This window comes from Hymenobacter terrigena, assembly GCF_054776515.1.
Window position 1 is genome coordinate 88,098 of record NZ_BAAHBU010000002.1, and the last position, 23,537, is coordinate 111,634.

Below are 23,537 nucleotides of genomic sequence, written 5' to 3' on the forward strand. Positions count from 1 at the left end.
GTTGAATCATGTCGCTCCTTTTTTCACGATTTAGTGGGTTCGATGGCCATTTTTTAGCACAGTGAAGGAGGTATAGCAAAATATTCTCGCTGGGTCGGGGCGACCTTTCAGGTATCTCGCGAATCTCGCCGGGACACCTTTCCCCGGCTTGAAATATCCCTTCACCCGAAGCTGTAGGGGAATATTATTCCCGTCCCACAAGTCATCAGCCTCTGGAAGAGTCGCCTTGGCTCTTTCCAAATAGATATATTCCGGGTATTCCAAGGGCAACCTTGTATTAATAGCCCATTGGGCACACGTACATCCAATGGCACCATAAGAAACAACAAGCGTCGATGAAGGCTCTTTTTTAGTGGGCCCGAAAAAGGCAGCGCTCCACAAGACGGCCAAGGCAATAAGTGCGTTCATCATAGTGTCTGAAAGGAACAAGTAAGAAACTTAAGCGGCCGGAGCCCCCGCCGATACCACGTTCACGCGCATCTTGCCGAAGCTGACGGGCACCAGTCAGCTTATTTAGGCCGGAGACGGTTGGGGCCATCGGCCGGGCGGCCGGAGCGCCGGAAGGCGGCCGTGTCCTTGATGAGCGGCGCGCCATAGGCCTTGCCCTTGGGGGCGGCTGCGCTTTTGGGGCGCGGCATCGGTTTTACCGGCGGGGTTTTGGGTTGGGTGGCGGGGGTGGTTTGCGCCTGAGCGGTCCAGCAGAGACTCAGCAGCGCCACGCCAAGCAGGCAAGCGGATACACTTTTCATAACGGGAGGAAGGATGAATGGCGGAATATACTGCCCCTGACCAAAACCTTCCTTCAGTAGCCAACGCCTCGCTAGCCCTAAACACCCTGTGCGGCATCGGCAAGGTCACGTATGCCACCGCCGACGCTTGCCAGCCCGCCGATTACGTGGTGGCGGACACGCTCACCCCAGGTCCGCCCCAAGCGGAGCGGCCGGGTGGGCGGGAACAAAACAGGGCACCCCACGGGATACCCTGTTTTGGTTTTTGGATAGCTAGTCTGCAACGCATGTCAGGTGGAAGCGTTCGACATACATTAATCATAAAATTCCATCATGTTCATACCGCTTCTAGCCATTATGTACATAAGGGCCAATGCGCCAATGCCCGCAACAGCTTCTCCTACTCTTCGGCGCACGACAGCTGCATAAAGGGTAGTGCCTAGCAGCGCGAACGCAGGAAGAAGACTAAAAACGGTCATGGAAAATAGCAAGCCAAAGAGGAGGTCTTCGCGGGGTTCTGAATGGTCAGCAGTAGTATACAGTACCTTTCCCCACCAAGAGAGCAACGTTACGACCAGCACCATAACGGCCAAGGTTAGGTGAAGGGAGCGAGCAAGGGAAGTATTCATCTCGCTGTCAATGCCATTTCAGGTTTGTAATTCAGCCAAACGGTAGTCTTTATTTTTATTGTTGTTGAAATGGAACAGGCGTTGCAAAAAACGCCTGTTCCATTTAGCATCTTAAGAAACTTAAGCGGCTGGAGTAGCCGGTGCCCCTTCCTCCTTTCCCACCGCACTCGGTACCACGTTCACGCGCACTTCGCCGAAGCTAACGGACACTACGAGGCTGGGCAGCGTCAACCCAGTTTCTAGGGTGGCGTCGGTGACGGGGGCGGGCTGGCCGTCGGCGGTGACGGCGATGGCGCCGGCCACGCCGTGCAGCACCACGCGGTAGGTGGCGTAGCTGGGCGCGTAGTCGCCTTCGATGGCCTGGGTGAGGACGAGGTCGGTGGTGGAGCCGGTGACGGTGAAGCGGCGCACGGTTTTGTGGCCTTCGAGGTAGGCGTAGCCTTCGCCGCCGTCGTCGTAGAGGACGCTCTCGGCGGTGCCGTTTTTGTAGTACACGTGCAGGGTGAGCTCGGTGACGGGGGTTTCGCCCACGTACTGCATCACCGGCTGCATGGGCACCACCGCGCCGGCCTTGATGAAGAGCGGAATGCGGGTGAGGTCGGCGGCGGCCCATACTTCGCTGCCGCCGGCCTGGGGCGTGTCGGTCCAGTAGTAGAACCAGTCGCCGCGGGGCAGATACATCCAGCGGCCATCGGCGCCGGGCTGGGTGATGGGGCACACCAGCAGGTTATCGCCGAGGCCGAATTCGGCCATGCGCAGGTAGGTTTCGGTGTCGTTCTGGTCGAGGAAGGTGAGCGGGCGCAGCATGGGCGTGCCCTTGGTGACGTACTGCCAGAAGGCGGTGTACATGTAGGGCAGCAGGCGGTAGCGCAGCTCGATGAAGTGGCGGGCCAGGTCGGTCACGGTGTCGCCGAAGCTCCAAGGCTCCTGGTCGCCGTGGTCGCCGGAGGAGTGGGTGCGGAAGAACGGGTGGAAGGCCCCCAGGGCAATCCAGCGGGCGTAGAGCTCACCGGTGGGCGTGTCCACGAAGCCGCCGATGTCGGAGCCGATGAAGCTGAAGCCCGAGATGCTCAGGCGCTGGCACTGGATGTTGGCCAGCCAGAGGTGCTCCCAGCTGGCGATGTTGTCGCCGGTCCAGCCCGAGGAGTAGCGCTGGCCGCCGCTGTAGGTGCTGCGCGTAATGGTGAAGGGCCGGTTGGGGTAGCTGAACTTCTTCACGCCGTCGTTGGTGGCGCGGGCCATCTGCATGCCGTAGATGTTGTGCGCCTTCTGGTGCGAGGCCCAGTGGCCGTCGTACTCGAAGCGCACATCGGGCGGGAAGGTGCCCTTCTCGAACACCGCCGGCTCGTTCATGTCGTTCCACACGCCCTTCACCCCGATGTCCTGGATGAGTTCTTTGAACAGGCCGGCCCACCACTCGCGCACGCGGGGCGCGGTGAAGTCGGGGAAATTGCAGAGGCCGGGCCAGACGGAGCCCTTCATCAGCGGGCCATCGGCGCGGCGGCAGAAGTAGTCGTTGGCCACGCCCTCCTTGTACACCGAATACTCGGGGTCAATCTTGATGCCGGGGTCGATGATGACAATGGTTTTGAAGCCGTCGGCGGCCAGCTCCTGCACCATGCGCTTGGGCTCGGGGAAGTGCGCCTTGCTCCAGGTGAAGCAGCGGTAGCCTTCCATATAGTCGATGTCGAGGTAAAGCGCGTCGCAGGGAATCTTGCGGTCGCGCAGACCGCTCGTGATTTCCTTCACGTTGGCCTCGGGGTAATAGCTCCACTTGCACTGGTGGTAGCCCAGCGTCCAGAGGGGCGGCAGCTCGGGTGGGCAGGTGAGCAGGGTGTACTCCTGGGTCACCTCCATCAGGGTAGGGCCGTAGATGAAGTAGTAGTTCAGCTCGCCGCCCTGGGCCCAGAAGCTGGTCACGTCGGCGCGCTCGGCCGCGAAGTCGAAGCTGGCCCGGAAGGTGTTGTCGAAGAAAATGCCGTGCGCTATTTTCTGATGCAGCACGTGGTAGAACGGGATGTTCTTGTAGAGCGGGTCGGAGCCTTTCACGTAGCCGTAGGTATCGGAGCCCCAGTTGGTGAAGCGCTTGCCGCGCAGGTTCATGTTGTCGGGCTTGTCGCCGAGGCCGTAGTAGTGCACGCCGGCGGGCACCTGCTTGCTCATTTTCACGATGTCGTTGCCGGTGTCGTAGTCGTACTCCCAGTGGAAGCCTTTTTCGTCATCGGAAAGGATGGTGCCGGAGCGGTCGAGCACGCGCACCTTCAGGTTTTCCTTCTGAATAATGCAGATGAGGCGGGCCGTGGTGAGGCGGTAGTGGTCGGGCTTTTCGCGGAACTCCACCAGGGCCGGGGCCATACGGGTGGTCGCATCGGCCGGCACGGCGTAGGAGAAATCGGGCGAAAATGGGCCGTCGGTGAGGTAGCGGAAGCGCAGGATTTTATCACTCAGGACGTGCAACATGAGCCGCACGCCGTTCTGGCAGTTGAAGAGGAAGCGGTGGCCGTCGAGCTCGTCGACGCGAATGACTTGGCCGGGATAATGTTCCTGGTGGCTTTTGGCCGCCAGGTCGTTCACCATGTAGTTATTTTCCTGAATCGAGGTATCCATAAACTAATTCTAAGCAGAAGGCAAAATCCGGAATAAAACCGGGCAAAAAAAGACCGGCCGGGCCGGTGCGGTGAGCGGGAAGTACGCAAGTTACTTTTTTCTGAATCGGTCAAACGAGTTTTTTCGGCAAATGCGGCCCCGCTGCCGTAGCATTGGGAGTTAATTCACGGCCAAGCACCACCCCCAGGCTTCGGCAGATTGAATTTCCCGTCCCGCTGTGCCCATAACCCCGCCCGAATTTTCCGTCTTGCTGCTGGCCTGGGACGATGCCGACCCGCAAGTGGCCGTGCTCGGCGGCTCGGCGCTGCCCCCTACCCTGCCGCTGGTGTATCAATTGGCCACGCAGCACCCGGTACTGGCGGTTTATCCGCATTTGCCGGGTGGGGAGGGCGTGCAGGAAAAAGTTGATACTGATTCGACGGAAGCGGCGGCATTGCCCGCTCCTGTTGCATCTATGGCCGCTTCAGCAACTGCCGTTGCGGCTAATGCGGTGGTTGGTTCAGCCACGGCTGAAGCTGCTGTCGATGCAATAGATGCTTTAGACACAGCGGCGGATGGCCCCGGGGTGCAGGTATTGCCCACGTTGGCTGCGAGGAAGCAAACGTCCGTCCCGGCCTTGCAATCGCGAATTATCGGGCTGGCTGAGCTGGAATCTGCTGATGCTCCTGCGCCGGCGGCAACGACGCAGCCCTTAGCTAATCGGTTCCCTGGGCTGCCCCCGGTGCCCAGCCGCAGCCAGTGGCCGACGGGCATCCACGCGCCCGCCTTGGCAGGCCAGTGGCAGGCGCCGGCGGCACCGTACCTGGGCGCGGGTTCGGGCGGGTTTTTCCCACCGCCGCCCCCTGCTCCCCCTCGGCCGCTGGTGACAGGTACCGTTGCGACGGCCGGCTCCGGTTTGCGGAAGCCCGTTAGAACCGAGCCAACCGCCACAACTGCATCAACGCCCACGGCCGCCCTCCGCCCCCGACAAAAACCGCAGGCCGGCGACCTGAGCTTTGACCCCGACCCGGAGCTGCCGGCCGTGCAGCACCCCGCCACTTTTCAGGAAACCACGGAAGAAATTGGCGCTGGTGAGGCTGCCGATATTTCAGCGCCCGAAGACGACCTCGTGCCCGATGCGCCAATTGCCGATGCCGAGACTGAAGCGCCCGAAGTGGCAGTTACGGTCCCCGCTCACGCCCCTGCCCCGGCCGTACCCACCGCACCCACCGTTCTGATGCCCAGGCTCGACGGCCTGAACTTCCGCATGATTCAGTATGCCCGACAGGCCGCGCAGCTGGTACAGGGCCGCGCCGCCGATTTCGGGGTGATTTACGCACCCAACTGGCCGGCGTGGCTAGCGGCGCTGGAAATCCGCAGCAGCTCGGGCCGGCCGCTGGTGCTCTACCTCGCCAGCCTGGCCACCGACCTGCCCAACCCCGCCGAGCACGGCTATCAGCTTGAAATGGAGCGCATGGCCATGCGCCGCGCCCGCCTCGTGCTGGTGCCGGATGAAGCCCTGCGCCACCGCCTGCTGGCCCTGTATGAGGACTCCGCCGACAAAGTGCGCGTAGTAGCGGCCGACGATGAAACCGCCGTGCAAAGTGCCCTGGGCGAAGTGGCATTGGGCTAAGGCCGCCATACGGGCTTACTTGCGAAATGGCTTACTTTGTTGAAATAAGCCCTTTTTCAACACCCAAACATCCGCCCCGTATGCAGCCCGAACACGAATTTGAAGCAGTTTTAGAAGCGGGCTATGGCGACGCGGGCGTATTCGTCGTCATCCCGTTTTCGGTGCCGGAAGTGTATGGCAAGCGCGGCCAGTTGCCAGTGCACGTCACCTTCGACGGCTACCCTTACCAGGGCAGCGCCGTGCCCCTCGGCGATGGGCACCACGCCTTGCTTATCCTCAAGCAAATCCGCAAGGCCATCGACAAAACCATCGGCGACACGGTACGCGTGACGATGTCGCACGATACAGCGGTGCGCAAAATGACGCCTCCCGATGACCTCGCCGAACAGCTGGCCACGAACCCCAAAGCTGCCGCTTACTTCGACAAGCTGGCTTACACCCACCAGCGCGAGTTCGTGCGCTGGCTGGAAGGTGCCAAGCGGCCGGATACCCGCGCACGCCGCCTGGCCGAGACGGTGGAAATGCTGGGGCAGGGGCGCAAGCGCCCGTAGGTTCTCACTTTCAGGAAAAGAACGTCATGCAGAGCGCAGCGAAGCATCTTTACCGCAGTGAGTAATCTTATCGAATGAATTACTGGTGGCGGGCAAGATGCTTCGCTGCGCTCTGCATGACGTTTCAGAAATCAAAATCATCCCGAATTCCTCCGTCAATTTCCCACCCGCTCTCTTCATGCAAAAACGCTACCTGCTGCCCCTCCTCGCCCTGCTGCTCCCATCAATAACCAACGCCCAAACTGCCAGCATCGACCGCGTGAACCCGACCAACTGGTGGGTGGGCATGAAAAACTCCAACGTGCAGGTGCTTATTCATGGTCCCGGGGCGGGCACGCTGGCCTACAGCATCAATTATCCCGGCGTGAAGCTGGTGAAAACCAATACGGTTGAGAATCCCAACTACGCCTTTCTCGACCTCACCATTGCCCCCACCGCCAAGCCCGGCAAGGTCCAGATTATCGGCAAGAAAGGCAGCCAGACGGTGACGCAAAGCTGGGAACTACGGGCCCGCGACAAGGCCCCCAAAGCCCAGGGCGTCACCGATGCCGACTTCATCTACGTGGCGATGATTGACCGCTTTGCCAACGGCGACCCGGCCAACGACAAGTTTGCCGACATGCGCGACACCAACCTGGACCGCGCCAATCCTTTCTTCCGCCACGGCGGCGATTTGGCTGGGGTCACCCAGCACCTGCCCTACATCAAGGAACTGGGCGCCACGGCCGTGTGGCTGACCCCGGTGACGGAAAACAACCAGCCCCTCACCAACGAGGGCGGCACCATGCGCGCGTCCTATCACGGCTTCGGCTTCACCGACCAGTACCAGGTGGACCGGCGCTTTGGCGGCAACGCGGGCTACAAAGGCTACGTGCAACAAGCCCACGCCGCCGGCCTGAAAGTGGTGCAGGATGCCGTGTACAACCACGTGGGCAACACCCACTGGATTTTGCAGGACCTGCCCATGAAGAGCTGGCTGCACCAGTGGCCCACCTACACCAATACCACCTACCGCTACACGCCCATCACCGACCCGCACGCGGCGCAGAGCGACCGCAAAGTCACACTCGACGGCTGGTTTGTGCCCTTCCTGCCCGACCTCAACCAGCAGAACCCCTACGTGGCCAACTACCTGATTGAAAACGCCATCTGGAACGTGGAGAACTTTGGCATCGATGCCTACCGCATCGACACCTATCTCTACAACGACCAGCCGTTTATGAACCGCTGCAACGCAGCGCTGCTAGCCGAGTACCCGCGCCTGCACATCTTCGGCGAGTCGGCGGTGACCAACGTGGTGGACCAGGCCTACTACACCCGCAGCAAGATTGACTTTCCCTTTAAATCGAACCAGCCCGGTGGGCTCGATTTTGTGCTCGAAGGCGCCATGCTGGCCGGCTTGAAGGACGTGGGCACGCCCGCCGCTACCGGCTGGGACGGCGGCGCGCAACGCTTCTACCAGACGCTGGCCCAGGACGTGGTGTACCAGGACCCCACCAAGCTGGTCACTTTCCTCGACAACTTCGACCACGACCGGTTCCTGTCCGTCATCGGCGACGATTTTGACCGCTACAAGATGGGGCTGACCTGGCTGCTCACCACCCGCGGCATCCCGAGCATGTACTACGGCACCGAAATCCTGATGAAGAACTTCAAAAACCCCACCGATGCCGAAGTGCGCAAGGATTTCCCCGGCGGCTGGCCCGGCGATAAGGAAAACAAATTCAACGCCGCCGGCCGCACGGCCCAGGAAAACGAAGCCTTCGATTTCGTAAAAAAATTAGCCACCTACCGCCGCGACCACAAAGTGCTGCACGACGGCAAGCTGATGCAGTACCTGCCCGAAAACGGCCTCTACGTGTACTTCCGCTACGATGCCACCGGCACCGTAATGGTAGCGTCCAATACCACCGACAAGCCCGCCACGCTGCCCACCGCCCGCTTCGTGGAGCGCATAAATGGCTTCACAAAAGCCCGCAACGTGCTGACGGGCGAGAGCCTGAGCAACATTGCGAGCCTCGCGCTACCGGCCAAAACCGCCGTGGTGCTGGAGCTGGGGAAGTAGCTGTTAGGCAGCTAATCTCCAACGGTGGTTAGAACCTCACCTTTCAGAGTTCAGGAAACTCATCTCGAAAGCGAGTTTCCTGAACTCTGAAAGGTGAACCAGTTTATTGAACTCTCTTTAGACCGCAGGAGATATTCAAAGAGTCCATCATTATTAATTTACAAAAACGAGGGTTACTTCAGCCGAACATATCTTCCAAATCCAGCACTCTTGCGGTAGGTAACTAAACTGTCTTTGGTAAGCTTGATAATTGTATCCGTTACTACTAGACCACCGTCATAGCAAAAGGAAAGCTGGTTGTTAGCCATTTTCCAGTACGTCTGCCCTGCTTTCTCCTCACTGCCTATTTCGTCAAAGAAATTGACCCGACGCCCCTGAATCCAAAAAATGGCATTGCAGTCCCGACAATCCGACCATACCCCCTGAAGCAACGAAGCGGGCGGATTCATCACCGTTCGGTTCAGCTTACGCTTCACGCGTGAAGGTGGCTTCGCGGAGGGGCGAACGACAGAAGTGGTTTTGGGAAACGTTTGCGAGGAGGACAGTTGGCAAAAACCAATGACTACTAAGGGTGCTAGAAAAGACAGTGTAGCCATTTTTGTGAGGTGCTCAGACTTATGCGGTAACCCTTCTTATGTTTAAGAAAACAGTGATTTAACCTTATCACGCTTAAGACAACTCAGCCTCGCGCCAGTACCAATGCCACCCGGCTCGGCACGTACAGGCTGAGCTGGTGCTCATACGTCTCGTACACATACCCCTCATCGGGCCGGTCGAAGCCGCCGAAACGGCTGTTGTCCGACGACAGCACCACGCGGTATTTGCCTTCCTCCGTCACCCAGAAGCGGTAGTCGGTCAGGCTTTTTTCGACGTGGAAATTCACGATGAACACCAGCCCGGCGCGCTCGAATACCAGTACTTTGTTTTCCTCGTCGTGCTTTAATAACGTAGCCGGGCCGGCACCCAGCAGGTGGCGGGCTTTGGCCAGATGAATCATGGCTTTGTCAAACTCGCCGAGCTGGTGGTATTTCAGGTCGGGGTTGTCGCCGAGGCTCCACTGGCGGCGGGCGTAGTGGTAGCTCCAGCCGTTGCCCTCGCGGGGGAAATCGACCCACTCGGGGTGACCGAACTCGTTGCCAATGAAGGTGAGGTAGCCCTCGCCGCCGGCCGCCAGCGTAACCAAGCGAATGAGTTTGTGCAGGGCCACGCCACGCGCCGCGCCGGGGTCGCCGTCGATAACGTGCATGTGGGTGTAGATGCCGGCATCAATCAGCCAGTGCAGCAGCGTTTTGTCGCCCACCAGGGCCTGGTCGTGGCTTTCGGCGTAGGCAATGGTTTTCTCGCCCGTGCGACGGTTGGTGAGCGTATGCCATAGGTCACCGAGGGGCCAGTTTTCGTCGGGCGTGTGCTTCAGCAGCTTAATCCAGTAGTCGGGAATGCCCATGGCCAGGCGGTAGTCGAAGCCCACGCCGCCTTCCTTGATGGGCCGGCACAGGCCCGGCAGGCCACTCATGTCCTCGGCAACCAGGATGCTGCCTTTCTTGAACTCGTGGGCCAGCGTGGTGGCAAGTTGCAGGTATAGAATAGCGTCTTCGTCGGCAGCGGGGCCGAAGTAATTATCGTAGCCCATAAAGGCCACGCCCTCGCCGTGGTGGTGGTAGAGCATGCTCGTCACGCCATCGAAACGAAAGCCGTCGAAGTGGAATTCTTCGAGCCAGTAGCGCAGGTTCGAGAGCAAGAATTGCTGCACCTCGGGGCGGCCGTAGTCGAAAAGCTTGCTGTCCCAGCCGGGGTGGTTGCCGCGCTCGCCTTTGTGGAAGTAGAGGTTGCCGGAGCCGTCGAAATCGGCCAGGCCCTCGGCCTCGTTTTTCACGGCGTGCGAGTGCACGATGTCGAGCAGTACCGCGATGCCGCGCCGGTGGGCTTCGTCGATAAGAAATTTTAAATCCTCGGGCGTGCCGAAGCGCGAGCTGGCGGCAAACAAATTGGCGACGTGGTAGCCGAAAGAGCCGTAGTACGGGTGCTCCATCACGGCCATGAGCTGCACGGTGTTATAGCCGTCGGCCTCGATGCGGGGCAGGATGTTTTCGGCGAACTCGCGGTAGGTGCCCACGCGGCCTTCCTCGGTGGCCATGCCCACGTGCGCCTCGTAGATGAGCGGCTCCTTCACGGCGGTGGCGGTACGGAATTTCTGGTCGGTCCAGCGGAAATCAGTTTCCGGACGCCATATTTGGCCGGCATAGTCCTTGGTTTGCTCGTCCTGCACGGCGCGGCGCAAGGTGGCGGGCAGGCGGTCTTTGCCCTGGCCGTTGGCCACTACGTGCACCTTGAAGCGGCTGCCATGCGTTAGGCGCTGGTCATATTCCGCATCGGGCAAAAACGCTTCCCACACGCCAAAATCCAGCTTTCGGAGCGGGTTAGCCCCACGGTCCCAGCCGTTGAAATCACCGACCAGCGACAAATAATCGGCCCCGGGAGCCCACTCGCGGTACACCCAGCCGCCGCGGCCGGCGTCGTGGTTCAGGCCGAGCTGCTGGTGGGCGGTGGCGTAGTTCAGCAAGGAGCCATGGTATTGCTCGATTTCGGCCAGTCGGGCCTGCAGACGGGCTTGGCGCTGGCGCAGCACCGGCTCATAGGGCGCGAGCCAGGCATCGTTTTTCACGAGGGCGAGCGGGGCCGGGCGGCGGGCCTTAGGAGCGGCGGAGGCAGTGGGTTTCGACGTAGCCATAATACAGGAAGGTTTGGGCCAAAAGTAACGCGCCGCCACTACCGGCTTGGCAGTTGCGGTGGCTCAACGGCAATTTAGGCGAACTGACCGGCAATTTGGCCCCTGCAATAGTAATCCGCTGAAACATGGCGTTATTTTGCCCAATGATGAAATACCGTCTCCTGACCATTCCGCTGGCGCTGCTGCTGGCCTGCTCGGCCGAGCGGCCGGTCACGTCCACCTCGCGGGCCTTCGAGGGGTCATTGGGCACGCCGCCGCCCAAGGCGGCCGCGCCCCGGCTGGCCCGCTACGCCATGGTGGTATCGGCCCACCCCGAAGCGTCCAAAATCGGCACCCAGATTCTCCAGCGCGGCGGCAATGCTTATGATGCGGCCGTGGCCGTGCAGTTTGCCCTGGCCGTGGCTTTGCCGGTGGCCGGCAACATCGGCGGCGGCGGCTTTCTGCTTTACCGGGACCGCAACGGCTCGGCCGGTTCGCTCGATTTCCGCGAAACTGCCCCGGCCGGGGCCACGCGCGACATGTACCTTGACAAGCAGGGCAACGTGGTGCCCGACCTGAGCACCGCCGGCCCGCTGGCCGTGGGCACGCCCGGCACCGTGGCCGGCATGGTGACGCTGCACAAGCAGCTGGGCAAGCTTTCGTGGGCCACGCTGGTGCAGCCGGCCGTGGCGCTGGCCGCGCGCGGCTTCCCGCTCACGGCCAAAGAGGCCGCCGGCCTCAACCGCACCCGCGCCGATTTCCAGAAGTACAACCCCGGCAACCCGCCGGCCTACGTGCGCCCCGGCGGCGGCGACTGGCAGCCCGGCGACACCCTGCGCCTGCCCGAGCTGGCCCGCACCCTCACCCGCGTGCGCGACCAGGGCCGCGCCGGCTTCTACCGGGGCGAAACCGCCCGCCTGCTGCTCAGCGAGATGAAGCGTGGCGGCGGCCTCGTGAGCCAGGCCGACCTCGACGCCTACAAGGCCAAATGGCGCGACCCCCTGCGCGGCCACTACCGCGACTACGACGTGATTACGATGCCGCCGCCCAGCTCGGGCGGCGTGGCTCTGCTCCAAATGCTGCAAATGCTGGAGCCCCTAGACATGGCCCAGGCCGGCTACCACACGCCCCTGGCCGTGCACTACATCACCGAAGCCGAGCGGCGCGTGTACGCCGACCGCGCTACTTATCTGGGCGACCCGGATTTCGGCTTCGTGCCCGTGCAAAAGCTGCTCGATGTGGACTACAACCGCCAGCGGGCCGCCTCCATGCGCCCCAAGGGCCGCGCCACTGCCAGTGCCGACGTAACGGCCGGCCCCGGCCTGCCCGGCTACGAGAGCGACGAAACCACCCACTACAGCATCGTGGATGCCCTTGGCAATGCCGTGAGCTGCACCACCACCCTCAACGGGGCCTACGGCAGCAAAGTAGTGGTGCCCGGCGCAGGTTTCATCCTCAATAATGAGATGGACGACTTCTCGGTCAAAGCCGGTGTGCCCAACGCTTACGGACTGGTGGGCGGCACCGCCAACGCCATTGCGCCCGGCAAGCGCATGCTCAGCAGCATGACGCCCACCATCCTCACCCGCAACGGCAAAGTGGCGCTGGTGACCGGCACCCCCGGCGGCAGCACCATCATTACCAGCGTATTGCAGAGCATTCTTGGCATTGTTGATTATGGCCTGAACGCCCAGCAGGTGGTGACCGCGCCGCGCCTGCACCACCAGTGGCTGCCCGACGTTATCGACGTAGAGGCCGGCGCGCTGCTGCCCGCCGCGCAGGACACGCTGCGCGCCCGCGGCTACCACCTCAACCCACGCCTGCCCTGGGGCCGGCTCGACATCATCCACATCCTGCCCGACGGCACTCTGGAAGGCGGCGCCGACCCGCGCGGCGACGATACGGCGCTGGGCTATTAGACTTCCGTAATAAAAAAAGGACGTCGTGCTGCGCGCAGCACGACGTCCTTTTTGTTTGGGGCTATAGCACCCCAATAATACCTGAATCAGCGGGTTAGTGCTGCACCGGCTGCGAGGCGGCGATGTGGCGCAGGTTGCCGGCGGCCGCAATCAGCTTCTGGCTGAGCTCGCGGGCTTTGTCGCCTTCGCCGCTGAAGTTGTGGGTGGTGAGAGCCGCTTTGGCCGTCATCTCGCCGAGGTTCTGGAAGGCCTGGGCCATGCCGGCAGCATTGTTGTTGCTGATGTGGGTACGCATGGTTTCGAGTTCCGTCACCATGAGGCGGGTGGCGGGCTGGTCGATGCTGCGCAGGTGCTGAATCCAGCTTTCGAGGTGGCTGATGCCGCGGCTGGGGTCCACGTGAAAGCCGGCGTTGTTGGTGTCGAACAGCAGGCGAATGCTGGATTCTGCTTCGGAGATAAAGCTCATGAAACGAAAAATAGGGTTGTGAAAACAAACGGGAACGGGCTGGACGGATGCGGCGGCCAGGGGCCGGCGCGCCGTTCGGCGGCCAAAGATAACCGGCGGGGCGGCTAGTTTTCGGTGCCGGGGTGGAGTTCCTGCACGTCGGGGTGGCTGTAGTTGACCACGATGACGGAAAACGGGTGCGGCTCGCCCTCGCGCTTCTCGATGCGGATGGTGCCGGCATCGCGCAGCTTGTTGAGCTGGTCGCGGCGCTCGTAGTCGGGCAACTCGGGCAGCTCGTCGGTGAGCAGGCGCATGAACGGGCCCAGCCACAGCTCCGTCACGCGGCGCTGCTGCTTGGCTTCGAGCTTCTGAAACTCGGCCAGCATGAAGGCCAGCGTGCGGCGCTCCATGTCGGTGGTCAGCCGACGGACGGGGGCAAATTCGGGCACCTCGTCGCGCGACACAAACGGCCGGGCCGGCACCGGCACGATGGGCCGCGGGGCCCCGGCCGACGGCACGGGCACTACTTTGGGCAAGGGCGCCGGGGCTTCGCCGCCGCTGTCGGCGCGGGCGGCCAGCGCGGCGGCCGAGGGCACGCCGGCCAGGCCCTGCTCGCGCAGGCGGCGGCTTTCCTCAATGGTCCGTTGGCGGTCGGCGCGGCGCTTTTCGAGCTGCTCCACGCGCTCAATCGACAGCAAATCGCGGGCGTCGATGAACTGCGCGGAGCCGATGTTCTGGAGCAAATCGCCGGATACGGACTCGCGGAAGCCGGCCACCAGCACCTGCCGGGCCTGCCGGCGCAGGTGCTGGAGCACGGGAATGTAGTCGCGGTCGCCGGCCACGAGCACGAAGGTGCCGATGTCGGGCCGGGTGTACATCACCTCCAGCGCGTCGATGCAGAGCTGCATGTCGGCGGCGTTTTTGTGGTCGGTGCCCAGCACGTTGCGGGTGCTCACGCCCATCAGGTAGAGGGCCCCCTGGGGGGCGGTGGCCAGGCGCTCGAAGTCGGCGTAGGCGTAGCTGATGAGGCTGTCGAGGCCCTTGTCGCTGAGTTGCTCGCGCAGAGTCCGGACGATGTCGAGGCAGATGTCGTTGAGGTCGGGCGGGTCGTGAAAGTGGTTTTTCAGGAAGTAATAGACGTTCTCGAAATCGATGAAAACGGCCGCGTAGGGGGAAGCTGTCGGTTTGGGCAACATGGTGCAGAAATACTAAGTCCTATCACAGAAAAAGCCCTGAGGGAAGACCAGAACACTTGAACAACACGCGCCTGCACCGCAAATAGTCCGGCTGTGGCCACCGGAAAAATGCGCCTGACGGGCTAATAAGCGGAGCCGCATCTTGCCGGCTTATCGTTTACTTTGAAGGGCTAAAGGTACGCAGCCGGGTCCCTGCTTCGGCAACGGCTGCGGCATAGCGGATGAAATTGACCCGCACCAACGGCCGATGCCAACGCAGTAACTTCGCCGCTCCTACCCTACTCCTTATGCTGCCTTTCGATAGCGCCCGCCTGCATTTTCGCCCCCTCACCGACGCCGATACGGACGGCATGTTCGCGCTCGATTCGGACCCGGCCGTGCACCGCTACCTCGGCGGCATTGGCGGGCACATGGTGAGCGAGCCGGCCCAGAGCCTGGCCATGATTCGCTATATTCAGCAGCAGTACGTCGATAATGGTATTGGGCGCTGGGCCGTGGTGCTGCGCGAAACCGGCGAGTTTATGGGCTGGGCCGGGCTGAAACTGGTGGCCGGCCCCATCAACGGGCAGCGCGATTTCTACGACCTGGGCTACCGGTTTTTGCCGCGTTTCTGGGGGCAGGGCTACGGCTTTGAGGCCGCCCGGGCCTGGCTGGACTACGGATTTGAGGTGCTGCACCTGCCCCGCATCTGCGCTTACGCTGATGCGCATAACGTGGCTTCGCGCCGCATTCTTACCAAAATCGGCCTGCGCGAGGGGCCGGAGTTTCTGGTGGAAGGCCTGCCCTGCATATGGTATGAAGCCGATGCGCCCAGCAGGGCATAACCTACAGATTTCTAGTGGGCATTGCTATGGTCGGCGAATGTACTGCGCTACCAGCTGCACCAGCACCACCCATGCCACGGCAGCGGCCCAGCCCGCCAGCACATCCGACGGGTTGTGCACGCCCAGGTACATGCGCGCCCAGCCTACGGCCAGCGAAAACAGCAGGGCCAGCGTCCTCACCCAGCTCCGCTGGCGGTTGCCCCAATACAGAAAAACCAGCGCCGTGGCAATGGCCGCCGTGTCCATGGCGTGCCCGCTGGGGAAGCTGAACGTGTGCTCGGGCCGGATGCTGGCCCACAGCGCCGGCCGGGGCCGCGCCACCAAAGGCTTGATAACCTGCGTGAGCAGCATCGACCCGCCCACCGACGCAAACCACACCCACGCCGCCCGCCACTGCTGCCGCGCCAGCAGCCCCAGCCACACCAGCACCCCGAGGCCCACCATCGGCCAGGTATTGCCCACGATGGTGAGGAACACGGCTATTTTATCGAGCGCCGGCGTGGCGTGATGGTGCCAGAATTCGAGGACGGGGCCATCCCAGGGCAGGCCGCCGGCGTATGCCACGGCGCAGGCCAGCCAGCCAGCTATTCCGGTGGCGAACACCCAAATCAACCCCAATGCGCCGGGCTGCGGCGGTGGGCTGAAAACGGAACGCGGGGACGAAAACATGACGGGGCCGGGGAGAAAACGCGGGCAAATAACAACGCGGGTTGCTAGGCTGAGGCCCGGCGAACTTCACGCGGCGGCGATACCACGGTGGGCAGCCGCCGGTGCAGGGCCTCGCGCCAGAACCGCCGCAGCTCGCGGAACTCGGGCGAAAACAGCAGGTGCAGCCCCGCCACCCAGCCCACCGAGCCCGTCCAGCCGGCCAGCACATCGGAGGGGTAATGCACGCCCAGGTACATGCGGCTCCAGCCCACGGCCAGGGCAAACAGCGGCCCCAATACCCAAGCCAGCCAGTGGCCGCGGTGCTGCCACAGCAGGAAACCCAGGGCCGTGGCCACGGCTGCCGCGCCCATGGCGTGCCCGCTCGGAAAGCTGTAATAAAAGGCCGGCTTCAGACTGAGCCACAACGCCGGGCGGGGCCGGGCAAACAGCACTTTCACCAGCATATTCAGGGCCATGGCCCCGCCCACCGACAGCCCAAAAAACCAAGCCTGCCGGCCGGTGCCCCACACGGCCAGCCCCACCGTAATCAGCACCGCCAGAATGCCCATGGGCAGCGGGTCGCCGGCGGCGGTGAGGCCCAGGGCCAGCTTATCGAGCCCCACCGTGGCGTGGGCGTGCAGAAACTCCAGAATCTGTTTATCGCCGATGAAACCGCCGTGCTCCCAGATGTCCTCGGCCACGTTCACGAACACCACCCACGGCAGCACCAGGCCGCCCAGCAGGGCCAGCAACAGCATTTTGTGCACCCACAGGGCGTGGCGCAGGCGGGGCCAGAGCGTGGTAAACATGCAGCGGTATCGTTGGAATTGGTGAACAGTGGACTACGGACTCAACGCGAAAAAAGCCTTCATGCCGAGCGCACCAAAGCATCTTTACCACAGTAGCAATCCCAAGTAACAGGATTCGTAGTGGCGGGCGAGATGCTTCGGTGTGCTCGGCATGAGGGACAAATTCCTGCTGCTATTCCCTTTCTACCGTCCAAATTCCAGCACCCGGAACGTGCCGGGCACAATGCTGGGCCGGGGGCGTGGGTTTTCGGTGGTGGGGGCCGGCGTGGGGCCGTAGTCGGCCGTGACGGTGAAGAGGTGGCCGGTTTTCGGGTCGAGGCTTATTGTGCGGGCACCCTTGGCGGTGGGCACATTGGCCACCACCGAGAATTTGTTGGGTGCGTCCTCATGAATCACCGTGAAGGTACCTGAACCGTTGGAAGTAATAATATTGTGCGTGGCGGGGTCGAAGGCCAGGCCGTCGGTGCCTTTGCCGGTGGGCAGCACGGCGATTTGCTTGCCGGTTTTGCTGTCGGTCACCACCAGCTTTTCGTTGGCGCAGCCGCTGAAGAGGCGGTTGGTTTTGGGGTCGAAATCAAGGCCGGTGGGCTCTTCGCCGGGAGCCAGCGGGAAGCGGTGGCGCACGGCCAGGGTTTTGGCGTCGAACTCGACGATTTCGCTCTTGTTTTCGATGTTGACGAAGATGGTGCCGTGGCCGTCGCTCACGCCTTCCTCCACGTCGCCGCCCAGCTCGGCGGTGCCCACCACGGCACCGGTTTTGGCATCGAGCACGGTGCTTTTGCCACCATCGTTGCTGAAAATAAACACGCGGTTTGAGAAGGCATCGTACAGCAGCGCGTCGGGCTTGGGGCCGGTGGGAATGGGCGCGCCGATGGGCTTGAGAGTCTTCACATCGAACACCACGCAGGTATTGTTGCGCCCGCAGGTGATGTAGCCGCGATTGGTACCCGGTACTACTTCAATGCCGTGCACGCCGGGCGTATCCATTATGGTGCCGACGAGCTTGCGGGTCTTCAAATCCACCACTTCCACCCGCGTGCCGTGCGACACGTACAGGCGCTCGCCGGCGGGGTCCACTTTTAAGTAGTCCCAGCCGCCCTCGCCGCCGATGGCGATGGTGTTGAGCAGGTGGTAAGGTGCCGGTTGGGCATGGGCGGCGGAGCCGAAAAAAGCAAGGGCCAGGGGGGCAGCCAGCAGCAGGTTTTTCACGAGAGAAGAGCTTAGGATGAAACCGATGGGGCGAAGGTCGCAGCCGATTCTGTAGCTGGGCTGAAGTACATTGGCGGCAACAATAATTACCTCTCTCGTGCCGAGCAGTCGGCGCACCAAGTAGCCCCCGAGGCATTTCGCGCCGCAGCTAATCAAAACCCCGGGCCGAGTGGTTGGGTACACAGCGCGGCGGCCCGGCCCGCTACGCCAGCGGATACGCCCCACTGGCCGCGCTTTCACCCTCGTTTATTCTGCAAGATGACTTCTGCCCTCTTCGATACCGAACAAATCAACACCCTTATCCGCACCCGGCGCAGCACATTCATCCCGCAGTTCGTGCCCGGCCGCGTCATTCCCGATTCCACCGTCTGGCAGCTGCTCGAAAACGCCAACTGGGCCCCCAGCCACAAGCAAACCGAGCCCTGGCGCTTTACCGTGTTCACAGGCGCGGGGCTCGAAAAGCTGGCGGTATTTCAGGCCGATTTATACGAGAAAACCGCTGGCCCGGCCTACAAAGCCGGCAAGCACGCCAACCTGCGCAACAACCCGCCGCAGTGCTCGCACGTCATCGCCATTGCCATGAAGCGCACCGAGCCACGCCTGCCCGAAATCGAGGAAATCGAAGCCGTGGCCTGCGCCGTGCAAAACCTGCACCTCTCGGCCCACGCCTACGGCCTGGGCGGCTACTGGAGCAGCGGCGGCATCACGTACACGGAAGAGGCCAAGGCGTTTTTCGGCCTCGGGCCGGACGACCGGCTGCTGGGCTTTTTCCAGCTCGGCTACATCGAAGTACCCTCGGCCCCTGGCCACCGCCGGCCGATTGCCGAGAAAGTTCGTTGGGTGAGCGAGTAGCCGGTCCGTATTCGGGGGTACGCTTAGGCTGCGGTCGGCCGCGTTTGCGGCTCCGAATGCAACGATGGCCCGTGAAACAGCATCACTCGCTCACCTACCCCCTAAACCTTTCCATGAAAAGCATCCTCTACAGTGCCCTGGTGCTGCTACCCGCGCTGGCCCAGGCCCAAACCCAGAACTACGTTCTGCAAGGAACCATAAGTGGCCCGACCGACGCCACCCAGGCGTTTCTGCTGTACCCGGTGAACCAGAAAATGCGGGTGGATTCGGTACCCGTAAGAAACGGCCGTTTCGAATTTCGGGGCACCCTGCCCGAGCCGGTGCGCGCCAACATCTCCCTGAGCCACCACGGTACGCCCTACAACCAATCGCGCGACGGACGCCGCGAGTTCTTTTACCTGGAAACGGGCACGGTCGTGGTGACGACGCCCGATTCGGCCACCCATACCACCGTGCGCGGCACGCCGCTCAACGACGAACACGCCCGGCTCAGCGCCCAGCTGAAGCCGCTGGAGGACCAGTACAACGCCTTGAAAAAGGTGATTGACGCCCAGCCCGAAGCCATCCGCCAGAGCCCGGCTTTCGCGCTGCAGCAAGCGAGGCTCGCAGCTATCGAAACCGCGCAGGAAAAGGTCCAGACCGATTACGTGAAGGCGCACCCCGACGCCCATTACAGCTTGTTCGTGTTATTTGGTTTGCTGCAAAACACCCCCAATGTGGCGCCCTATGCCGCACTCTACCAAGGCTTGAGCGCCAATGTGCGGAACACGCAACGGGGCCAGCGCATCGCCGAGCAAATCAAGCGTTTGCAGAAAGTGACCGTGGGCACCACCGGCCCCGACTTCACCCAAAACACCCCCGACAACGTGCCTGTGACCCTGAGCAGCCTGCGCGGCAAATACGTGCTGATTGATTTCTGGGCCAGCTGGTGCGGTCCCTGCCGCGCCGAAAACCCCAACGTCACGAGGGCCTACCAAGCCTTCAAGGACAAAGGCTTTACCATTCTGGGGGTGTCGCTCGACAACCAAAAAACCCGCGAGGCCTGGGTTCGCGCCATCAAAACCGACGGCCTGGCCTGGACGCAGGTATCGGATTTGAAATCCTGGGACAACGCGGCCGCCCGGGCGTACGAGGTAACCGCCATTCCGCAGAACTTTCTGCTCGACCCGCAAGGCAAAATCGTGGCCATCAACCTGCGCGGCGATGCTCTGCACACCACGCTCAGCAAGCTACTGGACAAGAGCAATTAAGCTTTCGACGGCTGCTTGGCTCCGCAGGCCGAGTACCTTTCCTGCCGGAATTGGGGCGCGGCTTGCGGCATTTTTTATTCTGATGATGTTGAAAGACCCTGCTTTCTCGCAACAGTATGCCCTCGTGGCCAGCGCCCGGGGCGTACTGCTGGACTATTGCGCCAGCCTTGCGCCCGCGCACTTCGTAGCGCCCGTGGCCGCGATGAACGGTGGCAGCATCCGCGACCTGCTGGTGCACGTGGCCGGCTGCTACGACTACTGGCTGGGCCAGGTCGGGCTAAGCTGGGAGGCCGTCAATCCGCAGCCGGAAGCGGTTGCCGACGTAGCGACCCTGCGCGCCGTATTTGCGGGTGTGGATGCGCTGGTAGCCGACTTCAGCCAGCATTATTTGGCAGAGTGGCTAGAGCCGAAGAGCTTTATTTTGCCGCGCCAGCCGCAGCCGCTGGAGCTCACGCCCTTGCAACTGTTCACGCACACCATCACGCACGAGTTTCACCACAAGGGCCAGGTGCTGAGCATGAGCCGACTGCTGGGCTACGTGCCGGTCGATACCGATATTATCCGCACCTAGCTAGCCCGGAACTGCGAACAACCGGCCGTACTTCCGGGTATTGGCTGCTCATCAACCACCCGCTCATTTGCCCATGCTGCCACTCCTCGGCCTGCACCACGTTGCCCTCATTTGTTCCGATTACGCGGCCTCCAAACGTTTTTACACCGACATTCTCGGGCTGGAAATCCTGGCCGAAACCTACCGCGCCGACCGGGAATCCTATAAGCTGGATTTGGCCATCAACGGGCAGTACCTCATCGAGTTATTCTCCTTTCCCAGTCCGCCGCCGCGCCCCAGCTACCCCGAGGCGGCCGGCCTGCGCCACCTCGCCTTCGCCGTGCCCGACGTGGCGGCCGCCATCCGGCACCTGGAGGCCCACGGCGTGGCCTGCGAACCCGTGCGGGTGGATGAATTGACCGGCCGCCGCTTCACCTTTTTTGCCGACCCCGACGGCCTGCCGCTGGAATTCTACGAGAGGTAGGGGCAAGCCCCGCCCCTGCCTCGTTCGGTCGGCAACCGGTATGCTGGGCGGCGCGTAGCGGAACACTCCACCGCCTTCCCTGCTCATGCCCGAACATCCGCACGCCAACCGCTTCACCGTGGCTCACCCCGAATGGGTAGCCCACGCCACCATCTACGAAGTCAACGTCCGCAACTACACGCCCGAAGGCACTTTTCGGGCCTTTGAGGCGCACCTGCCACGGCTGCACAAAATGGGCGTCGGCATTGTGTGGCTGATGCCGGTGCATCCCATCGGGGAAGTGGGGCGCAAGGGCTCACTGGGCTCCCCCTACGCCGTGCGCGACTATTTTGCCGTGAACCCGGAATTCGGTACGATTGACGACTTGCGCCACCTCGTGCAAGCAGCCCATGACCTGGGAATGAGGGTGATACTTGACTGGGTAGCCAACCACACCAGCCGCGACAACGCCCTCATTGCTGAGCATCCCGACTGGTACCAGCACGATGCCGCCGGCCAGCTGGTACCCCCCGTGGCCGACTGGACCGACGTAGTGGCCCTCGACTACGGCAACCGCGAAATGCGCCGCTACATGACCGAGGCCCTCGCCTGGTGGATTCGGGAAACCGACATCGACGGCTACCGCTGCGACGTGGCCGGCCTGGTGCCCACCGATTTCTGGGACGAGGCCCGGCCCGTGCTCGATGCCCTCAAGCCGGTGTTTATGCTGGCCGAGTGGGACGAGCTATACCCCTCGGGCGGGCTGACCTGGGAGGAATTCGACTCCGACACGCGCCTGCTCGAACAGGCTTTCAACATGGCCTTTGGCCTGCGGCTGCACTACCTGCTCGACCGCATCGCCGAAGGCCACGCCACCCTGCCCGAAATCGACGCCTACCTGGCCGCCGAGCGCGAAAAATACCCACCCAGCGTGTACCTGATGCACTTCACCAGCAACCACGACGTGAACAGCTGGGACGGCACCGAATACGAGCGCCTCGGGCCGCTGGCGCTGCCCTTCGCCGTGCTCACGGCCCTGCTGCCGGGCATGCCCATGCTTTACTCGGGCCAGGAAGCGGGACTGAACCGCCGGCTGGAATTCTTCGACCGCGACACCATTGCGTGGGGAGATTTTCCGCTCCAGGATTTCTACACCCGCCTGTTTCAGCTCAAGAAAAACCATCCGGCGCTGCGCAACGGCGACCGGGCCAGCCACCTGCTGCGCCTGCCCGCGCCGCCCGAAGTGTACAGCTTCTGCCGGACCAAAGACACGGCCGCCGTGCTGTGCGCGGTGAATATTGCCGCCGAAGCGCAGCTGATTCCCGCCGTGCCGGGCCAGTGGCGCGACCTGTTTAGCGACGAAACACTGACGCTTTTTGCCGGTGAGGAGCTGCCGGTGCCGGCCCACGGCTGGCGGGTGCTGGTGGCCGTGGAGCCGGCCGCGGGCTAACCTTCCGGCGCGTTTTGCGGTTAGTAAACCTCATTCCCTGAATTTTCAAACCGCTATGCAAACCCGTGAACTCGGCCGCTCCGGCCTCCAAATCTCGCCCCTCATGCTGGGCGGCAACGTCTTCGGCTGGACCATCGACGAAGCCACTTCCTTCGCTGTACTCGATGCTTTCGTGGCCAACGGCGGCAATGCCATTGATACCGCCGACGGCTATTCCGTCTGGGTGCCCGGCCACGTCGGCGGCGAGTCCGAAACCATTATCGGCAAGTGGCTGCAGCGGCGCGGCCGGCGCGACGACGTGGTCATCGCCACCAAAGTGGGCTGGGAGGTGAATGCCGACAACAAAGGCCTGAAAAAGGATTACATCCTGCGCGCCGTGGAAGGCTCGCTCAAGCGCCTGCAAACCGATTACATCGACCTGTACCAGTCGCACAAAGACGACCCGACCACACGTGTGGAAGAAACCCTCGAAGCCTACGCCCAGCTGGTGAAGGAGGGCAAGGTGCGCGCCATCGGCGCATCCAACTTCACGGCGGCCCGCCTACAGGAGTCACTGGATGCCAGCGCCAAGCACGGCTTCCCGCGCTACGAAACGCTGCAAAACCTCTACAACCTGTACGACCGCGAGGACTTTGAGCACAACCTCGCCCCGCTCCTGCTACAGGAAAACATCAGCGCGATTCCGTACTACGGCCTTGCCGCCGGCTTCCTCACCGGCAAGTACCGCGACCAGGCCGACCTGCAAAAAAGCCCACGTGGGGCCGGCGTGGGCCAGAAATACCTCAATGAAAAAGGCCTCGCCCTGCTCACCGCCCTCGACGCCGTGGCCGACCGCCAGCAGGCCACGCCCGCCCAGGTAGCCCTGGCCTGGCTGATGCAGGCTCCGGCCGTGGCCGCGCCCATCGCCAGCGCCACCAGCGTGGGCCAGGTTACGGAGCTACTCGAAGCCACCGAGCTGCGCCTGACCGCCGAGGACGTGGAGACGTTGGAGCAGGCCCAGCCGGTGAAGGCGGAGTAGAAAAG

Annotated in this window: 21 protein-coding genes; 11 read left to right on the forward strand and 10 right to left on the reverse strand. The window is 62.5% G+C overall.

Annotation, left to right across the window (positions count from 1 at the left end; all coding sequences use genetic code 11):
* Nucleotides 1-509: 509 nt before the first annotated feature.
* The 3 genes from ACYU7Q_RS07350 to ACYU7Q_RS07360 all read right to left on the reverse strand — a co-directional run bounded on the left by ACYU7Q_RS07350 (nt 510) and on the right by ACYU7Q_RS07360 (nt 3,964).
* The gene (locus tag ACYU7Q_RS07350; RefSeq protein WP_460608797.1) at nt 510-749 is read right to left on the reverse strand and encodes a hypothetical protein; all 240 of its coding nucleotides are present in this window, start codon (nt 747-749) and stop codon (nt 510-512) included.
* 293 nt (nt 750-1,042) lie between these two features.
* Complete coding sequence (locus ACYU7Q_RS07355; RefSeq protein ID WP_460608798.1) at nt 1,043-1,312, reverse strand: hypothetical protein; 270 nt, start codon at nt 1,310-1,312, stop codon at nt 1,043-1,045.
* A 165-nt stretch (nt 1,313-1,477) separates the two neighbouring features.
* A complete protein-coding gene (locus tag ACYU7Q_RS07360; RefSeq protein WP_460608799.1) occupies nt 1,478-3,964 on the reverse strand; it encodes a glycoside hydrolase family 31 protein in 2,487 nt (828 codons plus the stop codon).
* Nucleotides 3,965-4,181: 217 nt separating this feature from the next.
* On the opposite strand from ACYU7Q_RS07360, the gene ACYU7Q_RS07365 reads away from it, so the two are divergent.
* From ACYU7Q_RS07365 to ACYU7Q_RS07375, 3 genes are all read left to right on the forward strand, one after another.
* The gene (locus ACYU7Q_RS07365) at nt 4,182-5,576 is read left to right on the forward strand and encodes a glycosyltransferase family 4 protein (protein WP_460608800.1); all 1,395 of its coding nucleotides are present in this window, start codon (nt 4,182-4,184) and stop codon (nt 5,574-5,576) included.
* Nucleotides 5,577-5,656: 80 nt separating this feature from the next.
* On the forward strand, nt 5,657-6,127 hold the full coding sequence (locus ACYU7Q_RS07370) for a YdeI/OmpD-associated family protein (protein WP_460608801.1): 471 nt from the start codon (nt 5,657-5,659) through the stop codon (nt 6,125-6,127).
* A 178-nt stretch (nt 6,128-6,305) separates the two neighbouring features.
* Nucleotides 6,306-8,192 carry an alpha-amylase family glycosyl hydrolase gene (locus tag ACYU7Q_RS07375; RefSeq protein ID WP_460608802.1) on the forward strand — a complete coding sequence of 629 codons (1,887 nt, stop codon included), beginning with the start codon at nt 6,306-6,308 and terminating at the stop codon, nt 8,190-8,192.
* Nucleotides 8,193-8,365: 173 nt separating this feature from the next.
* Here ACYU7Q_RS07375 and ACYU7Q_RS07380 read toward each other — a convergent pair whose 3' ends face one another.
* Together ACYU7Q_RS07380 and ACYU7Q_RS07385 are read right to left on the reverse strand one after the other, a co-directional pair.
* Entirely contained in the window at nt 8,366-8,668 is a 303-nt protein-coding gene (locus ACYU7Q_RS07380; RefSeq protein ID WP_460608803.1) for a hypothetical protein, read from the reverse strand.
* A gap of 203 nt (nt 8,669-8,871) precedes the next feature.
* Nucleotides 8,872-10,920, reverse strand: coding sequence for a 1,4-alpha-glucan-branching protein (locus ACYU7Q_RS07385; RefSeq protein ID WP_460608804.1), 2,049 nt, complete (start codon nt 10,918-10,920; stop codon nt 8,872-8,874).
* Between the two features lie 146 nt (nt 10,921-11,066).
* Between ACYU7Q_RS07385 and ggt the strand changes: the two genes are divergently transcribed.
* On the forward strand, nt 11,067-12,818 hold the full coding sequence (ggt, locus tag ACYU7Q_RS07390; RefSeq protein ID WP_460608805.1) for a gamma-glutamyltransferase: 1,752 nt from the start codon (nt 11,067-11,069) through the stop codon (nt 12,816-12,818).
* 94 nt (nt 12,819-12,912) lie between these two features.
* Here the strand turns inward: ggt and ACYU7Q_RS07395 are convergent, their stop codons facing one another.
* Both ACYU7Q_RS07395 and ACYU7Q_RS07400 read right to left on the reverse strand, forming a co-directional pair.
* On the reverse strand, nt 12,913-13,284 hold the full coding sequence (locus ACYU7Q_RS07395) for a hypothetical protein (RefSeq protein WP_460608806.1): 372 nt from the start codon (nt 13,282-13,284) through the stop codon (nt 12,913-12,915).
* A gap of 104 nt (nt 13,285-13,388) precedes the next feature.
* Complete coding sequence (locus ACYU7Q_RS07400; protein ID WP_460608807.1) at nt 13,389-14,459, reverse strand: NYN domain-containing protein; 1,071 nt, start codon at nt 14,457-14,459, stop codon at nt 13,389-13,391.
* A 287-nt stretch (nt 14,460-14,746) separates the two neighbouring features.
* On the opposite strand from ACYU7Q_RS07400, the gene ACYU7Q_RS07405 reads away from it, so the two are divergent.
* On the forward strand, nt 14,747-15,283 hold the full coding sequence (locus ACYU7Q_RS07405; RefSeq protein WP_460608808.1) for a GNAT family N-acetyltransferase: 537 nt from the start codon (nt 14,747-14,749) through the stop codon (nt 15,281-15,283).
* Between the two features lie 24 nt (nt 15,284-15,307).
* Here ACYU7Q_RS07405 and ACYU7Q_RS07410 read toward each other — a convergent pair whose 3' ends face one another.
* The 3 genes from ACYU7Q_RS07410 to ACYU7Q_RS07420 form a co-directional block, all read right to left on the reverse strand.
* The gene (locus ACYU7Q_RS07410) at nt 15,308-15,952 is read right to left on the reverse strand and encodes a phosphatase PAP2 family protein (protein WP_460608810.1); all 645 of its coding nucleotides are present in this window, start codon (nt 15,950-15,952) and stop codon (nt 15,308-15,310) included.
* A 44-nt stretch (nt 15,953-15,996) separates the two neighbouring features.
* Nucleotides 15,997-16,740 (reverse strand): phosphatase PAP2 family protein, encoded by a 744-nt coding sequence (locus ACYU7Q_RS07415; RefSeq protein ID WP_460608811.1) that lies wholly within the window; start codon nt 16,738-16,740, stop codon nt 15,997-15,999.
* Between the two features lie 183 nt (nt 16,741-16,923).
* Nucleotides 16,924-17,949 carry a YncE family protein gene (locus tag ACYU7Q_RS07420; RefSeq protein WP_460608812.1) on the reverse strand — a complete coding sequence of 342 codons (1,026 nt, stop codon included), beginning with the start codon at nt 17,947-17,949 and terminating at the stop codon, nt 16,924-16,926.
* A 258-nt stretch (nt 17,950-18,207) separates the two neighbouring features.
* Between ACYU7Q_RS07420 and ACYU7Q_RS07425 the strand changes: the two genes are divergently transcribed.
* The 6 genes from ACYU7Q_RS07425 (at nt 18,208) to ACYU7Q_RS07450 (ending at nt 23,532) form a co-directional block, all read left to right on the forward strand.
* Nucleotides 18,208-18,801: a nitroreductase family protein gene (locus tag ACYU7Q_RS07425; RefSeq protein WP_460608813.1), complete on the forward strand. Its 594-nt coding sequence runs from the start codon at nt 18,208-18,210 to the stop codon at nt 18,799-18,801.
* A 113-nt stretch (nt 18,802-18,914) separates the two neighbouring features.
* Nucleotides 18,915-20,051 (forward strand): redoxin domain-containing protein, encoded by a 1,137-nt coding sequence (locus tag ACYU7Q_RS07430; RefSeq protein WP_460608814.1) that lies wholly within the window; start codon nt 18,915-18,917, stop codon nt 20,049-20,051.
* Between the two features lie 85 nt (nt 20,052-20,136).
* Nucleotides 20,137-20,622: a DinB family protein gene (locus tag ACYU7Q_RS07435; protein WP_460608815.1), complete on the forward strand. Its 486-nt coding sequence runs from the start codon at nt 20,137-20,139 to the stop codon at nt 20,620-20,622.
* Between the two features lie 73 nt (nt 20,623-20,695).
* Nucleotides 20,696-21,085, forward strand: coding sequence for a VOC family protein (gene gloA2 / locus ACYU7Q_RS07440; protein WP_460608816.1), 390 nt, complete (start codon nt 20,696-20,698; stop codon nt 21,083-21,085).
* A gap of 85 nt (nt 21,086-21,170) precedes the next feature.
* Nucleotides 21,171-22,514, forward strand: coding sequence for an alpha-amylase family glycosyl hydrolase (locus tag ACYU7Q_RS07445; RefSeq protein ID WP_460608817.1), 1,344 nt, complete (start codon nt 21,171-21,173; stop codon nt 22,512-22,514).
* Nucleotides 22,515-22,569: 55 nt separating this feature from the next.
* Nucleotides 22,570-23,532, forward strand: a complete 963-nt coding sequence (locus ACYU7Q_RS07450; RefSeq protein WP_460608818.1) for an aldo/keto reductase — start codon at nt 22,570-22,572, stop codon at nt 23,530-23,532.
* Nucleotides 23,533-23,537 lie beyond the last annotated feature (5 nt).

Excerpts from the sequence above, each read along its gene's own strand:
- ACYU7Q_RS07350 (WP_460608797.1), bottom strand. The coding sequence starts at position 749 with ATGAAAAGTGTATCCGCTTGCCTGCTTGGCGTGGCGCTGCTGAGTCTC.
- ACYU7Q_RS07355 (WP_460608798.1), bottom strand. The coding sequence starts at position 1,312 with ATGGTGCTGGTCGTAACGTTGCTCTCTTGGTGGGGAAAGGTACTGTAT.
- ACYU7Q_RS07360 (WP_460608799.1), bottom strand. The coding sequence starts at position 3,964 with ATGGATACCTCGATTCAGGAAAATAACTACATGGTGAACGACCTGGCG.
- ACYU7Q_RS07370 (WP_460608801.1), top strand. The coding sequence starts at position 5,657 with ATGCAGCCCGAACACGAATTTGAAGCAGTTTTAGAAGCGGGCTATGGC.
- ACYU7Q_RS07375 (WP_460608802.1), top strand. The coding sequence starts at position 6,306 with ATGCAAAAACGCTACCTGCTGCCCCTCCTCGCCCTGCTGCTCCCATCA.
- ACYU7Q_RS07385 (WP_460608804.1), bottom strand. The coding sequence starts at position 10,920 with ATGGCTACGTCGAAACCCACTGCCTCCGCCGCTCCTAAGGCCCGCCGC.
- ggt (WP_460608805.1), top strand. The coding sequence starts at position 11,067 with ATGAAATACCGTCTCCTGACCATTCCGCTGGCGCTGCTGCTGGCCTGC.
- ACYU7Q_RS07395 (WP_460608806.1), bottom strand. The coding sequence starts at position 13,284 with ATGAGCTTTATCTCCGAAGCAGAATCCAGCATTCGCCTGCTGTTCGAC.
- ACYU7Q_RS07400 (WP_460608807.1), bottom strand. The coding sequence starts at position 14,459 with ATGTTGCCCAAACCGACAGCTTCCCCCTACGCGGCCGTTTTCATCGAT.
- ACYU7Q_RS07405 (WP_460608808.1), top strand. The coding sequence starts at position 14,747 with ATGCTGCCTTTCGATAGCGCCCGCCTGCATTTTCGCCCCCTCACCGAC.
- ACYU7Q_RS07410 (WP_460608810.1), bottom strand. The coding sequence starts at position 15,952 with ATGTTTTCGTCCCCGCGTTCCGTTTTCAGCCCACCGCCGCAGCCCGGC.
- ACYU7Q_RS07415 (WP_460608811.1), bottom strand. The coding sequence starts at position 16,740 with ATGTTTACCACGCTCTGGCCCCGCCTGCGCCACGCCCTGTGGGTGCAC.
- ACYU7Q_RS07425 (WP_460608813.1), top strand. The coding sequence starts at position 18,208 with ATGACTTCTGCCCTCTTCGATACCGAACAAATCAACACCCTTATCCGC.
- ACYU7Q_RS07430 (WP_460608814.1), top strand. The coding sequence starts at position 18,915 with ATGAAAAGCATCCTCTACAGTGCCCTGGTGCTGCTACCCGCGCTGGCC.
- ACYU7Q_RS07435 (WP_460608815.1), top strand. The coding sequence starts at position 20,137 with ATGTTGAAAGACCCTGCTTTCTCGCAACAGTATGCCCTCGTGGCCAGC.
- gloA2 (WP_460608816.1), top strand. The coding sequence starts at position 20,696 with ATGCTGCCACTCCTCGGCCTGCACCACGTTGCCCTCATTTGTTCCGAT.
- ACYU7Q_RS07445 (WP_460608817.1), top strand. The coding sequence starts at position 21,171 with ATGCCCGAACATCCGCACGCCAACCGCTTCACCGTGGCTCACCCCGAA.
- ACYU7Q_RS07450 (WP_460608818.1), top strand. The coding sequence starts at position 22,570 with ATGCAAACCCGTGAACTCGGCCGCTCCGGCCTCCAAATCTCGCCCCTC.